Genomic DNA, 13,789 nt, shown 5'->3' on the forward strand with positions numbered 1-13,789 from the left:
ATGCCTACGCAAACTCTCCCGGAAGTCGATGCCGTCGTCGTCGGCGCGGGCTTCGCCGGGCTTCGCACCATTCACCTGCTGCGACAGCTCGGCCTGAGCATGCAGGTGTTCGAGGCCGGGGACGACGTCGGAGGCACCTGGTACTGGAACCGCTACCCCGGCGCCCGCACCGACACCGAGAGCTGGGCGTACTGCTTCTCGTTCGACCGTGAGCTGTGGCAGCGGTGGGACTTCCGCGAGCGCTACACCGCTCAGCCCGACGTCCTGGAATACCTGCGGGCGGTCGCGGACAAGCACGACATGCRCCAGCACATCCGCTTCTCCACGCGGGTCGACGGTGCCTACTTCGACGAGGCGACCAACCGCTGGACAGTGACCACCGAGGACGGTTTACAGATCACCAGCCGGTGGCTCATCACCGGCCTGGGYTGGCTGGGCATCGCGTACAAGCCTCCGTTCCCGGGCGCGGACTCCTTCGAGGGCGAGTCGTACGTGACGTCGCAGTGGCCGAAGGAGCCGGTCGACTTCGCAGGCAGGCGCGTAGCTGTCATCGGCACCGGCGCGACCGGCATCCAGGTGATCCAGTCGGTCGGGCAGGTCGCGGAGCATCTGACGGTGTTCCAACGCACCCCGAACTACGCGTTACCCGGGCGCAACCACGCGCTGGGCCCGGAACAGCAGCAGGCGCTGCGGCGTGACTTCGAGAACGTCTGGGAGAAGACGTTCAACCACGTGTTCGCCTTCCCGATGGAGCCGGCGAACCGCCTCGGCGCGCAGGTCGACGACGCCGAACTCGAACGCGTCCTGGAAGCCGGCTGGGAAGCCGGCGGCTTCCACTACATATTCGAGACCTTCGACGACATGCTCGTCGACCAACGGGTCAACGACGCCGCCTCGGAGTTCGTGCGGCGCAAGATTCGCGCAATCGTCAGGGATCCCGCGACCGCCGAACTGCTGTGCCCGAAGACGCACCCGATCGGCGGGAAGCGTCCTCCGCTGGGCAACTTCTACTACGAGACCTACAACCGGCCCAACGTGACGCTGGTCAGCGTCCGTGACGATCCGATCCAGGAGATCACCCCGACGGGTCTGCGGACGAGGACCGCGGAGTACGAGTTCGATGTGATCATCTACGCGACCGGTTTCGACGCGATCACCGGACCGCTTGCCAGCATGAACGTGCACGGGGTCGGGGACCGGACGATCGCCGAGCAGTGGGCAYAGGACCCGAAGGCCCTGCTGGGCATCGCGTCCCCGGGCTTTCCGAATCTTTTCGCGATCCTCGGGCCGCAGGCACCGTTCGCGAGCCATCCACCGGTGATCGAGACGCAGGTCGAACTGATCGGCAAGCTGCTGGCGCACGCGATCGAGCAGGGCGCCGAGCGAGTAGAGGCCACCGAGGAAGCCGCCCGGGCCTGGTCGGAGCAGTGCGACACGATCCTGAACGCCACTCTCCTGCCGCAGGGTATGGGAGACCGGCCGTGGTTTCTCGGGGCGAACGTGCCCGGCAAGAAACCCAGCACACTGTGCTACCTCGGCGGCCTGGGCAGTTATCGCGCCGCCGTCGACAAGGAGGCCGACGGCGGCTTCCCCGGTTTCACCCTGAGCAGGTCGCCCGTACCGGCATAGCCGCCCGGTAGAGCCGCCCGGTAAAAACCGGTGCCCCGCCCGGGGAGGATTCGGGCGGGGCACCGGTTTTTCATGTTCTGCGCATCGGATGGTGAACGGCGCGGGAACTGCGGATATCCGGGGGCATCGGCTTCTCACGTTTTGTGCAGCCCGAGCCCCCTGCTGATGATAACCTTCATCATCTCGCTGGTACCGCCATAGATTGTCTGTACGCGGGCGTCTGCCCAGGCCCGCCCCACCCGATACTCCGTGGTGTAGCCGTAGCCCCCGTGCAGTTGCAGGCACCTGTCCACGACACGCTGCTGGGCCTCGGTGGTGTGCAGCTTTATCATGGCGGCCGTGTCGGCACCGAGGCTTTCGGCCAGGTGCTCCTCCACCCCCCAGTCGACGAAGACCCGCGCCGCCTTCACCGTGGTGGCCAGCTCCGCGAGCAGGAACGCGTTGTGCTGGAACCGGCCGATCGGCTGGCCGAAGGCGGTCCTCGTCCTGACGTAGTCGAGGGTGTCCGCCAGGACGCCCTCCATTGCCGCGACCGCCTGCACGGCGATGGTGAGCCGCTCCTGCGCCAGGTTCGCCATCAGGTAGCGCAGCCCCTTGCCCGGCTGCCCGAGCACGTTCGCGTCCGGGACCGCGACGTTGTCGAACGACAGCTCAGCCGTGTCCTGTGCGTGGAGCCCGACCTTGCCGAGGTTGCGGCCGCGCGTGAAGCCCGCCATCCCACGCTCGACGACCAGCAGGCTCAGGCCGGCGTCGCCGTCCGACCCGGTTTGCGCGACAACAATGACCAGGTCCGCATGGATGCCGTTGCTGATGAAGGTCTTCGCGCCGTTCAGCAGCCATCCGCCGGGGGTTCGTGTCGCCCTCGTCCGGACGCCCCGCAGATCGCTGCCCGCTCCGGGTTCGGTCATCGCGATCGCGGCCACGAGTTCACCCGACGTCATGCCCGGCACCCAGCGCCCCAGTTGCTCAGGAGTGGCCAGTTCGGCGAAGTACGGTCCGCAGACGTCGTTGTGGACCGTGAATCCCGGCCCGGTGGCGCCGGCGTGGTAAAGCTCGGCGTCGACAACCGCGTTGAACCGATAGCTCGCGCCGCCGCCGCCGTACTCGGCCGGAAGCCCGAGACCCAGCAACCCGGCCGCGCCGGCCTTACGCCACAGTTCCCGCGGAACGATCCCGTCGCTCTCCCACCGGGCGTGGTGGGGGGTGATCTCACGTGCCACGAACGTCCGGACCATCTCGGTGAACGCGGCCAACTCCGCGTCGTGTTCTCGGACGGGTGCGAAGGTCCCTGTCATGTGGCGCCTCCCAGCGCTGTCCCAGATGGTGCGGCCAGGCAGGTGCGAAGGCCCTTTCAGGTATAACCGGGCCCACCGTCCACGAGGGCGGGCCCGGTTGGTCACGCGAACAAACGACGAGAAGGAGGTGATCGGGCGGGCGGGATGCGACGGCGATAGCTTCCAGTGCTGTCTGCTCTGTGAGCGGCGACTGGCGTTACGCATTGCCACTCATCACCTACCATCCGGAGGATCCTGCCGTGGGACCGTTGCGAGGAGTCCGGATTCTTGAGCTTGGCGGTCGGGGGCCGGTTCGGTTCTGCGGAATGCTGTTGGGGGATCTGGGCGCCGAAATCATCGCTGTCGATCGTCCCCGCGAGGCTGACGACATCACGCCGTTGTCCGACGCCGGGCTGGGCCGCCGTCGAAGGCGGGTGCGGCTGGATCTCAGGTCCGCCGATGGCCGCGCCACCGCATTCGAGATCATCAAGCGTGCCGATGCCGTGATCGAAGGCTTTCTTCCGGGTTCGATGGAACGCCTCGGCCTCGGGCCGGAGGACTGCGCACCGCACAATCCACGCCTTGTCTACGGGCGGTTGACCGGCTGGGGTCAGACCGGCCCGCTGATGGCGCAGCCCGGGCACAACATCAACTATCTGGCCGTCTCGGGAGTCCTGGCCCACCTCGGACGAGCCGAGAGCCTGCCCTTCCCTCCGATGAACCTTCTTGCCGACGGTGGCGGTGCGATGTTCCTGGCCCTCGGCGTCGTCTCAGCCGTGCTGGAGGCACGATCGTCCGGCGTGGGACAGGTGGTGGACGCCGCGATGGTCGACGGCGCGGCCCTGTTGAGCACCATGAGCCATGAGATGCGCAACGAAGGCAGGTGGGTGGAACAGCGTGGCAGCAACCTCAATGACTCGGGGGCACCTTTCTACGACGTGTACGAGACCGCCGACGGCCGCCTTGTCGCGGTGGGGGCGGTCGAGGACAGGCTCTGGGAGTCCCTCCTGCGGTTGCTGGGGCTGCACGGCGAATCGGTCGACAGATGGGATCGGGCAAACTGGCCATGGTGGCGGGAGCGGCTCGCGACGGTGTTCCGGCAACGCACCCAGGCGCAGTGGTGCGCCCGGGCCGAGCAGGCCGGCGTATGCCTGTCTCCCGTTCTCACGATGTCGGAGGCGCCCGCTCATCCACACAACGTGACCCGGGCGGTCTTCACCAGGGTGGGCGATGCCGTTCTTCCCTCGCCAGCACCACGCTTCAGTCGCACGCGGTCGGAACCGATCGCCGAACCTCAGCCCGGTGACGACGACACGGCCGACGTGCTCGCCGAACTCGGCATCGACCTGCCGCGGCTCGTCGGCGACGCCTCGGGCGGGTAGCCGACGCCGGCGGCAACCGCCGGGCAGCCGCCGAGGCGAACGATCGCCATTGCCATCTGCGCGGTCAGATAGTCACTGTCGTCAGTGGTGACGCGCAGACCGGTGAGGCGTTCGATGTTGGTGAGCCGGTAGCGCACCGTGTTGGGATGGACGCCTAGTTCGTCGGCGCAGTCRCGCACGTTTCTGGCCAGCCGCAGGAACGGCTCCAGTGTCGACATCAGTTCCACGGACTTGACGGACCGATCTCGCAGCAGGGGCCCGAACGTGTCGAGAACGAGTTGACGGGCCTCGTCGCGGCTGGTGGAGGCCAACAGGAGTCGTGCCGCGCCGAGATCGTCGGCGGCAAGCACTCCCGGCTCGGCGTCCGAGAGATGCTCCCGGATGCACTTCAGGACCTGCTGGGCCTCACGATGGGCTCGCTGGTCATCCCCGGGAGCCTCCACCACCGTCGAGATCGCCGCACAGAGCTGGCCTTCCGGGCTGAGTTCGGCGAGCACGGTACGCAGCCGGACCCTCACCCATTCGATCGCCTCACGCCGGTCGTGGTCCTTCGGCACCTCAATGATCACTGCGATGTCGCTGCCGGACCAGGCCGCCAGCGCGCTTGACGGTGATTCCCGGTCGGTCAGGATCTGGGCCACCTGCCGTGACACGACGCGGTTTGCCGAACTGCTGTCCCGCGCGGCCACGAGGCAGACCACCCGCCGCGCGGTGAGGTCGACGCCGARCGAGCGAGCTCGTTCCCCGAGATCCCGCTCGCCACGGATCAGGCTTCCCACGAGGGCCTCGACCGCATGCCATTCCATGTCCTGGTCGAACCTGCTCCGCAAACGCTCAAGAGCGATGTTGTGCGCGGCCCTGCGCACGATGACTTCATCGAGCTGACCGAACCGGCCGGCGGCCTCGACGACAACGACGTAGCCCTGCCGCTGCCCATTGAGTTCGATCGAGGTCAACAGGAGCCGATGGTTGATGCCGGCCTGCGGCAGTGGCGGAATGCACTGCGGGCGTCCGGACTCGAGCGACGCCATGACGGGCTCGACCGAGGGATGATGCCGCATGTTGCCCAACGACCGGAGTTTCACGCGCAGATCGTCTGCCGCGCCGGCGCAGGACAGGCAGCGAAAGTCCACGTCGTAGATGGCGCAGGGCTTCGACAGCAGTTGCGCGACCGTCTCCCCCAGTTCGCGAACCCCCCAGCCGCTCAGCGCGATATCCGCGAGCTGCCCCTCCATGCGACGAGCGCGCTGCAGCATCTCCAGCTGTCTGGCCTGTACGTGGAGGCTGTCCCTGAGCTGGGAGGTCAGTTGAACCTGGTTGATCGCCGTGGCCGCGAGTTCGGCGAACGACAACGCCAGCTCCTGGTCCGACTGTGAGAACTCCATCGTGGTGTCCTCGGTGTCGAGACACAGAATCCCGATTACCTCGCCGCGGAGCCTCATGGGGATTCCCAGCACCGAGCGTGCCCGCCAGCGACGCATCGCGGCGTGCACCGGCCGGGGATCCACCAGCGTGTTCGTGAGCATCACGGGCCGGCCGGTGTCGAGGATTTCCCGGGTGAAGTTGTCCCCGGGCATTCCACTGACCAGCTGTTTTACGGGTATGTCGATGTCCCGGRCAGCGTGCGCGGCCTTGCCGTGCAACAGACCGGTTTCCCGGTCGCGCAGATGCAGACTGCACCGGTCGGCGCCTGTCAGCTCGCTGAGGGTGTCGACAATGAGATGGAAGATCGTGTCAAGGTCACGTTCTTCGGCCAGCGCGCCAGCCAGTTTCCGGAACGCGGCAAGTTCCCGGTGTTCCCGGTGCTCGCCACCCACCTCGGAGGCGCACTCGGACGGCTGCCGCATACCGGTCACGTTTGGTATCTGTCGATGCTCCGATTCGGCCTGACAAGCCCCGTTCATGTCCTGTCCGAGACCCCCGTCCGCAGGTCGCCTGAACCATGGATGCGGATGCCTTCCATGGCAGCAAACAGCCAGCAACGGTCTCTGTCAACGGCGCCCGGGCCCGGCCCCTCGACCGGCGGTGGCGCTGCCGGTGACGCCGGTTGTTCGCCCGCGGCGGCCGACGAGTCAGCTGACGGATCTCCGCCCAGTCCTGCACTCTCAGCACCCCCACCGTCAACCGGGGTCCGTTTCCGCCGTCGGCAGGGGGCCAGTGTTCAACCGTCGCCCGTGGTCCCGCCGGAGCGGGTTTTGGAGCGGGGTCCAAAAGGCCGGATGCGGCGTGGCTGCGCACCTGGGGATCCGCCGCTAGCGTTCGCCCTCGCTCAGCCAGGTTGTGAGCCGGAGCACAGTTCCAGCTTCCGCGAATTCCAGGGAGTACCGACGCGACGGGCGCGTCCACCTGCTTCGCCGGAAGGCTCCCGCGGCGGAAGCCCTCCGGCGGGCACGAACGACGAGAGAGAGGACACCGCCCCTCCCACCCACCCGAACAGCCGTCCTGGCCAACGACGCTACGCGCGGCCCGCGGCTGGCCGACCCCGTGGGTAACGCCGCAACGCTGCTGGCAGGCCCGGTCATCAACGCCCCCGCCCGCCGAGGCCCAGACCCTGATCTCCCCGGTCGGGGCAGGCCGCGGCCTCCGGCTCTGCCTCCCATCCCGATCCAGACACCACCGACAGGGAGAACGATGATCCATCTGAGGGCAGTGAGGCGTTCGAAATCCGGCATGCTMGCCGCCATGACCGCGGTGGCGCTTGTTGCCGCAGCCGGGTGTTCCTCCTCCGGACCGGACTTACCCGACTCCACGGGCAGCGGCGCCACGTCGGCATCCGGGGACTACACCGCCACGGCGCGGGAAGCGGTCGACGCGGCCTACAAAGGCCTCTACAGCGCACCCCCCAAGGGCGGTCCCAGCGCCCAGAAGGGAAAGAACATCTGGGTGATTCCGTGTTCCTCGGCACTGTTCGGCTGTTCTGAACCCGCCGCGGCCATCCAGGAGGCGGCCAAGGTGCTGGACTGGAAAGTCACGACAGCCGACGGCAAGGCCAGTCCCGCGGGCTATACGGCCGCCATCAACCAGGCGGTCGCGGCACACGCGGACGGCATCATCACCATCGCGATCGACTGCCCACCGGCCAGGGCGGGGCTCCAGGCGGCGAAGAACGCCCGTATTCCGACGGTGGCCGTGTGGRCCTACGACTGCGACGACCCCAAAGCAGGCGGCGGCGCGTCGCTGTACTCGGCGACCATCAATTCCAGTGGCACCCCTCCCCAGTTCGGTACCAGGTGGGGCACGTTGAAGGCCGACTATGCGATCGCCGCCACCGGAGGCAGGGCGAAGGTCCTACTGATCACGCACCCGGACTTCGTCGTCACCCAGTACGAGGAGGCCGGATATCGAGAAGAACTGGCCAGGTGCGGCGGATGCCAGATCGTCGACACGGTCGATATCACGGGCCAGGACCTTGGCAACCCGGCGACGACGGCGCAGAAGGTTGCCACGGCGTTGCAGAAGCATCCTGAGGCGAACGTCGTGGACGCTCCCGACGACACCACCATGGCCGAGATCTCCCAGGTCATCACCGCAAGCCAGAACTCCGATCTCGTCGTGGTGGCCGGCGAGGGCTACCCGTCGACCGTGGCCCTGATTCGCAAGAAGGTGGTCACCGCCGCCGTCGGCGTTCCCGCGAACTGGCTCGGCTGGGAGGGCGCGGACGCGATGAACCGGGTTCTGGCCGGCGAGACGACCATCCCGAACCAGGGGGCCAGCTTCCAGATCATCGACGCCGACCACGGTCTGCCCGCCTCCGACAGTCAGTCCTGGACGCCGTCGGTCGACTACAGGGCCGCGTTCACCGCGAACTGGACCGGCTGACGTCAACCGCCGCGATGCCCGTGCCGTCCGGGATCCGTGGGACGGCACGGACATCGCCATACCGGACCACACAGCCGGACCACACAGGAGGACAGATGACCGCCGTCGGCGAGGCGCAGTCTCCGCAGACCACCGCTCCGGCGATCCGCGTCAACGCGGTCTCCAAGACCTTCGGTGGCACCCGCGCGCTACGGGATGTCAGTTTCGAGGTCCCCCGCGCCTCGGTACACGCGCTGTGCGGCGGAAACGGATCGGGCAAGTCGACGCTCATCAAGATCCTGGCCGGGGTGCACCAGGCTGACAGCGGCACGATCGAGATTGACGGCCACGTCCACGACGCGACCCGGACGAACCCGGGGTGGGCCGGTTCGAACGGGCTCTACTTCGTCCATCAGGCGGTGGGCACGTTCCCGTCGATGACGGTGGCCGAGAACTTCGCCGTCAGCTCGACCTTCGGAGCGAGGAGCCTGGCTCCGGTCTCGTGGCGGGCGCTGCACCGGCGCGTCCAGAAGGTGCTGGAGCAGTTCGAGATCGACGTCTCACCAAAGACGATCATGGCGCAGGTTCCGCCCGCCACGCGGACGATGATCGCGGTCGCCCGCGCGTTGCAGTACGAGGCCGAGGCCGGGCGGGGCACGCTGGTCCTCGACGAGCCCACCGCGTCGCTTCCAGCCGAGGAGGCGCAGGCGGTGCTCGACGCCATGCGTGGTTACGCGCGGCGCGGCCACGCCGTCGTCTTCGTGTCGCATCGACTGTCCGAGCTGCTGGCGGTGTCGGACAGCGCGACCTTCCTGAGAGACGGGCGGCATGTCCGGACCTGTGACGCCGCGGACCTCGACGAGAGCATCCTCGTCCAACTGATCACGGGGCATGCTCCGATCGCGCCGAGCAGGAATGCTGTCGCTGCCCACCAGGCCGAGGTCCGTCTGCGGCTTGAGAACTTCGCGGTCGGATCACTGGACGACATCTGCCTTCAGGTGCGTGCCGGGGAGGTCGTCGGAATCGCCGGGCTGCTCGGCTCGGGACGGTCGACGTTGCTGCAGTCGCTGTTCGGGGTCAGGCCGGCTCGGGGAGGTCGAGCGACCCTCGACGGCGTCGAGCTGACAGCCAACGACGTCCCCGCCGCCATCAGGGGTGGCATCGCCTACGTCCCCGAGGACCGCGCCGGACAGGCCGCGTTCGCCGAGCTTTCCATACGCGCGAACCTGAGCGCGCCGAGCCTGCGGCGCTACTGGAACCGGGTCTGGCTGCGGCGTGCGGCCGAACGTTCCGACGCCCAGAGCGTCATCGAGCGATACAAGATCAAGGTCGACGGGCCCGAAGCGTACTTCGCCACCATGTCCGGCGGAAACCAGCAGAAGGTGGTGCTGGCGCGCTGGCTGGAACTGGCGCCGCGGCTGCTGCTGCTCGACGAGCCGACCCAGGGCGTCGACATCGGCGCCCGTACAGCGATTCACCAGCTCGTCCGCCAAGTCGCGGCCGCCGGAACCGCGGTGCTTCTCGTCAGCTCCGATCCTCAGGAACTCGTCGACGCGTGCGACCGGGTGGTCGGTGTTCACAGCGGGCGGATCACGGGCGAGGCGTCAGACGCCGACCTGACCGTGCGGCGCTGTACCGAACTCGGTCACGGGCTGGGCGCACCGTCCGGAGCGCGCACGCCGACGTCGCGCGCCCTCGGCCCACGGACACCCGCCACCCACCCACCGACCAGCATGGAGCCTCGAACATCATGACAGCGACTGYCACCGACCAGCGTCCGAACAGTCCCGCACCCCCTGGCTCAGGACGTCCGCCACGCCGTGYGAACTGGCCGGGCGGGGCGCGGTGGCTCGCCCTCGGCGAGCGGTTCGGCCTCCTGGTACTGATCGTTGCCATCATCGTCGCCTGGTCGGTGCGGTTCCCCGACACGTTCGCCACCGTACACAACTGGCAGATCATCGGTAGTTCACAGTCAGTGAATCTGATCATTGCGCTGGCGCTGATGGTCCCACTCCTGAGCAACAACTTCGATCTCTCGGTCGGGTCCACCGCCAGCCTGGCGTCGATGCTCACCGCGGGCCTCATGGYGCGCAACGGATGGAACCTGCTCGAGGCCGTACTGGTGGTTCTGGTCACGGGTCTGCTGATCGGAGCCGTCAACGGGCTGCTCGTCACACGGTTCGGGCTCAACGGGCTCATCGCCACCCTCGGATCRGCGACCGTGCTCGACGGGATGCAGAGCTGGTACAGCCACAACCTCAGCATCTCCTCCGGCTTCTCGCAGAAGCTGGTCGACTTCGGGACCGCCACGGTCTGGAAGATCCCGTGGTTGACCGTCGTCGCCCTGCTCATCGCGCTGGTGATCGGATACGTCGTCGCGCAGACGCCGTTCGGTCGCAGGCTCGTGGCTGTCGGGTCGTCGAGCCCGGCAGCCCGCCTGGTCGGCGTGCGAGTGGACCGACTGGTGCTGGCGAGCTACATGACGTCAGGAGGGCTCGCCGCGGCTGGCGGGGTGCTCCTGCTGGCGCAGCAGGGCAGCGCGACCCCCGGCACGACCGGTATCGGTGTCCTTCTCCCAGCTCTTGCCGCCGTCTACCTGGGAGCGTCCACGTGGGCGCCCGGTCAGTTCAACGTCGTGGGAACGATCCTCGGTCTGGCCCTGGTCGCCGTGATCGTCAGCGGCCTGACCCTCGGCGGTGCCGCAACGTGGGTCAGCGGTGTTGCCGACGGCGGCGCGCTGATCCTCGCGGTCGGCGCGTCAGCGGCATTCAGACGCAGGCGGCGAGGCGCGTGACCCCTGCACCGTTCGGTCCTGGCCAACCTGGCCAACCTGGCCAACCTGGCCAACCTGGAAACAGTCGGATGGGAGAAACGTGAAGATCGAAGACAGTGTCGCGATCGTGACGGGCGGGGCGTCCGGACTCGGCCGAGCGACCGCGACCGCGCTGGCAGAGGCCGGTGCCCGGATCGCGGTTCTGGACCTGCCCACGGCGCCCGGAGACGACGTGGCCAAAGGCCTCCCGACGGAGGCGGTCTTCGCGCCGACCGACGTCACGAACGAGGACGCCGTCACGGCCGCGCTGAACGCCGCCGCCGCACTGGGCGACATCCGCATCGTGGTCAACTGTGCCGGCGTTGGCACGCCCGGCCGGATCCTGTCGCGCCGCGGCGAGGTCATGCCTCTCGCCCAGTTCGCCCAGCTCGTCCATGTCAATCTGGTGGGCACGTTCAACGTGATCCGGCTCGCCGCGGAGCGGATCGCCAGGGCGGAACTGGTCGACGGCGAACGCGGTGTGATCGTCAATACCGCGTCGGTGGCGGCCTTCGACGGACAGATCGGACAGGTGGCCTACTCGGCGTCCAAGGGCGGCGTGGTGGGGATGACCCTTCCGCTCGCTCGAGATCTGGCCGACCGACAGATCCGGGTCGTGACGATCGCTCCCGGCCTGTTCAGGACTCCGATGCTGGAGGGTCTGCCGCAGCAGGCCCAGGACTCTCTCGGCACCCAGACGCCCCATCCGTCGCGGYTGGGCGAGCCGACCGAGTACGCGGCGCTGGTCGAGCACATCGTCGCCAACCCCATGCTCAACGGCGAGGTGATCCGGCTCGACGGGGCGATTCGGCTGGCACCCCGGTGAGGACACCCCTGCATGGCAGCCTCGACGGTCCGCTCAGTGGCGTGACAGTGCTGGAACTACCGGCCATCGGACCTGTGCCGTTTCTCGGCATGTTGCTGGCGGACCTCGGTGCGGACGTGGTCCGTATTCAGAAACCGGCGGCAAAGCGCAGCAGTCTTGACGAGGTGTTCATCGCCGGCCCACTCGGCCGCGGACGACGACACCTTGAACTGGACCTTCACGCGCACGGCGCGGGCGACGTCGTCCTGCGCCTGGCCGAGCGATCAGACGTTCTGATCGAAGGATTTCGTCCCGGCGTCGCCGAGCGCCTCGGCATTGGCCCCGATGAAGCGCTGTCCCGCAACCCTCGGCTCGTCTACGGCCGCCTGACCGGTTGGGGCCAGGACGGACCACTCGCGCGGACCGCCGGCCACGACATCACCTACCTCGCCATCTCCGGCCTTCTGCACGGAATCGGCACCAGACATGGAGCGCCCACACCGCCGGTGAACTACCTGGCGGACTTCGCCGGCGGATCCCTCTTCCTCGGTATGGGGCTGTTGGCGGCGGTACTTCACGCCCGGACGTCCGGGGCCGGCCAGGTCATTGACGCCGCGATGGTCGAGGGCGCCGCATATCTCGGAACGATGACGCGAACGCTGCTCGGCTCCGGCTCGTGGCGCGACGAGCGCGAATCGAACCTGCTTGACGGCGGTAGTCCGAACTACCGGTGCTACGAGTGCGCCGACGGCCGTTGGGTGGCCATGGGCGCGCTCGAGCCGCAGTTCTGGCAGACGTTCTGCGAGGCCATCGGATCCGACCCTACGCAGGTGCCGTCACCGTACGATCGCGGCCAGTCGGATGCTGTCGAGTCATGGCTCACCGACACCTTCAGGAGCAGGACCCGTGACGAGTGGGCCGAACTGTTCGCACCCCTCGACGCCTGCGTGGCACCCGTCCTGAGCCTCACCGAAGCGCCAGAACACCCACACAACGTCGCCAGACAGGCCTACACCGAGTTCGAGGACACGCTGGTCGCGCTGCCTCCACCCAGGTTCTCCGGCACGCCGACGACCCTCGCCGCGGGCGGCAATGCCGCAACCGACGGGCCGGAGATGCTGCGGCAACTGGGTTACGACGAAACCGGGCTGGCCGCACTTCGCGCGTCAGGGGCGATCACGTAACCGGCTGCCGCGCCGAACAGCGGCCGACGACTCTCGCTTCTTGCGGACAGGGCTTCAGCCAGATCAGGACCGTCGAACGACCGATCCATCAGCCGGACCGTACGCTCCAGCGCCCGCGTCTCGTTGTCCTCAAGGTCGGCGTACACCTGCGCCTTGATCACTGCTAGTGAGGTCGACGCACAGTTCAGGGCGAGGTCGGTCGCGTACTCCACAGCCGTGGTGAAGACGTCAGCGACCGGCACGGCGAACTGCACAAGCCCCATCTCGAGGGCCTCGGCGCCAGTGATCGCCCTTCCGCTCAGGAGCAGATCAAGCGCACGGCCGACACCGAGCGCACGCGGTAACAGCCACGACAGGCCATATTCCGCGACCAGCCCGAGGCGGGCAAACGTCGTGGCGATCTTCGCCTCACGCGCGGCGAACCGAACGTCGCTGCCCATCATGTACGCGAAACCGATTCCCGCCACCGGCCCGTTCACCGCGGCTATGACCGGGGTGGACAGGCGATGAACAAAGCTGGGCATGTCCTCCCGCGCCGGGATGAAGGCGCGTATGGCGGCTGGACCGCCACGGAGCACCTCGACGTCGGCACCAGAACAGAAGCCCCGGCCGCTGCCGGTCACAACAATTGCCCGCACGAGCGGATCCCGGTCCAGTTGACGCATCGCCACGGCATACGCATCCCCCATCGTGCGGGTGAACGCATTCAGGGTGTCGGGTCTGTTGAACCGCACCACGGCAACAGGTCCGTGATGATCGATCTCGATTTCAGCGGTCAACGCACTCTGCATCCCCTGATTCTGTCGCGGCCAGGGGAGGGTCGTTCGGAGCGAATATGTACGCGCGTACAGGAACGCTGGCGCTCGGGAGGCGCACGACCACCGATCCGGGTGCGACCGAGCTGG

General features: G+C 67.9%; 10 protein-coding genes. 7 read left to right on the top strand and 3 right to left on the bottom strand.

Going from position 1 to position 13,789, the window contains the following annotated elements; all coding sequences use genetic code 11:
* Positions 1–1,629 carry an NAD(P)/FAD-dependent oxidoreductase gene (locus tag BL254_RS15800; protein ID WP_076843790.1) on the top strand — a complete coding sequence of 543 codons (1,629 nt, stop codon included), beginning with the start codon at positions 1–3 and terminating at the stop codon, positions 1,627–1,629.
* Between the two features lie 134 nt (positions 1,630–1,763).
* Here BL254_RS15800 and BL254_RS15805 read toward each other — a convergent pair whose 3' ends face one another.
* Positions 1,764–2,924: an acyl-CoA dehydrogenase family protein gene (locus BL254_RS15805; RefSeq protein WP_047224503.1), complete on the bottom strand. Its 1,161-nt coding sequence runs from the start codon at positions 2,922–2,924 to the stop codon at positions 1,764–1,766.
* 305 nt (positions 2,925–3,229) lie between these two features.
* Between BL254_RS15805 and BL254_RS15810 the strand changes: the two genes are divergently transcribed.
* Positions 3,230–4,285, top strand: a complete 1,056-nt coding sequence (locus BL254_RS15810) for a CaiB/BaiF CoA-transferase family protein (protein WP_254858192.1) — start codon at positions 3,230–3,232, stop codon at positions 4,283–4,285.
* On the opposite strand, the gene BL254_RS15815 is transcribed toward BL254_RS15810, so the two are convergent.
* A complete protein-coding gene (locus BL254_RS15815) occupies positions 4,198–6,132 on the bottom strand; it encodes a GAF domain-containing protein (RefSeq protein WP_254858194.1) in 1,935 nt (644 codons plus the stop codon). The two genes, BL254_RS15810 and BL254_RS15815, sit on opposite strands and share 88 nt — an antisense overlap.
* Before the next feature lie 835 nt (positions 6,133–6,967).
* Here BL254_RS15815 and BL254_RS15820 point away from each other — a divergent pair.
* From BL254_RS15820 to BL254_RS15840, 5 genes are all read left to right on the top strand, one after another.
* Positions 6,968–8,104: a substrate-binding domain-containing protein gene (locus tag BL254_RS15820; RefSeq protein ID WP_175648386.1), complete on the top strand. Its 1,137-nt coding sequence runs from the start codon at positions 6,968–6,970 to the stop codon at positions 8,102–8,104.
* A gap of 95 nt (positions 8,105–8,199) precedes the next feature.
* Positions 8,200–9,837, top strand: coding sequence for a sugar ABC transporter ATP-binding protein (locus BL254_RS15825; protein ID WP_052914850.1), 1,638 nt, complete (start codon positions 8,200–8,202; stop codon positions 9,835–9,837).
* Entirely contained in the window at positions 9,834–10,877 is a 1,044-nt protein-coding gene (locus tag BL254_RS15830; protein WP_076843794.1) for an ABC transporter permease, read from the top strand. Before BL254_RS15825 ends, BL254_RS15830 begins: the two co-directional genes overlap by 4 nt.
* A 79-nt stretch (positions 10,878–10,956) precedes the next feature.
* Positions 10,957–11,721, top strand: a complete 765-nt coding sequence (locus tag BL254_RS15835) for an SDR family NAD(P)-dependent oxidoreductase (RefSeq protein WP_047224500.1) — start codon at positions 10,957–10,959, stop codon at positions 11,719–11,721.
* Between the two features lie 41 nt (positions 11,722–11,762).
* Positions 11,763–12,884: a CaiB/BaiF CoA-transferase family protein gene (locus BL254_RS15840; protein ID WP_200902516.1), complete on the top strand. Its 1,122-nt coding sequence runs from the start codon at positions 11,763–11,765 to the stop codon at positions 12,882–12,884.
* On the opposite strand, the gene BL254_RS15845 is transcribed toward BL254_RS15840, so the two are convergent.
* Positions 12,833–13,675: an enoyl-CoA hydratase-related protein gene (locus BL254_RS15845; RefSeq protein ID WP_047224499.1), complete on the bottom strand. Its 843-nt coding sequence runs from the start codon at positions 13,673–13,675 to the stop codon at positions 12,833–12,835. The genes BL254_RS15840 and BL254_RS15845 overlap by 52 nt on opposite strands.
* Positions 13,676–13,789: the final 114 nt, after the last annotated feature.

Origin of the sequence: Protofrankia sp. BMG5.30 (assembly GCF_001983005.1) — a bacterium.
Classification (GTDB): domain Bacteria; phylum Actinomycetota; class Actinomycetes; order Frankiales; family Frankiaceae; genus Protofrankia; species Protofrankia coriariae.

Bases quoted from the DNA above. Each gene is read 5' to 3' on its own strand.
- BL254_RS15805 (WP_047224503.1), bottom strand. From the start codon at position 2,924: ATGACAGGGACCTTCGCACCCGTCCGAGAACACGACGCGGAGTTGGCC.
- BL254_RS15810 (WP_254858192.1), top strand. From the start codon at position 3,230: ATGCTGTTGGGGGATCTGGGCGCCGAAATCATCGCTGTCGATCGTCCC.
- BL254_RS15825 (WP_052914850.1), top strand. From the start codon at position 8,200: ATGACCGCCGTCGGCGAGGCGCAGTCTCCGCAGACCACCGCTCCGGCG.
- BL254_RS15845 (WP_047224499.1), bottom strand. From the start codon at position 13,675: ATGCAGAGTGCGTTGACCGCTGAAATCGAGATCGATCATCACGGACCT.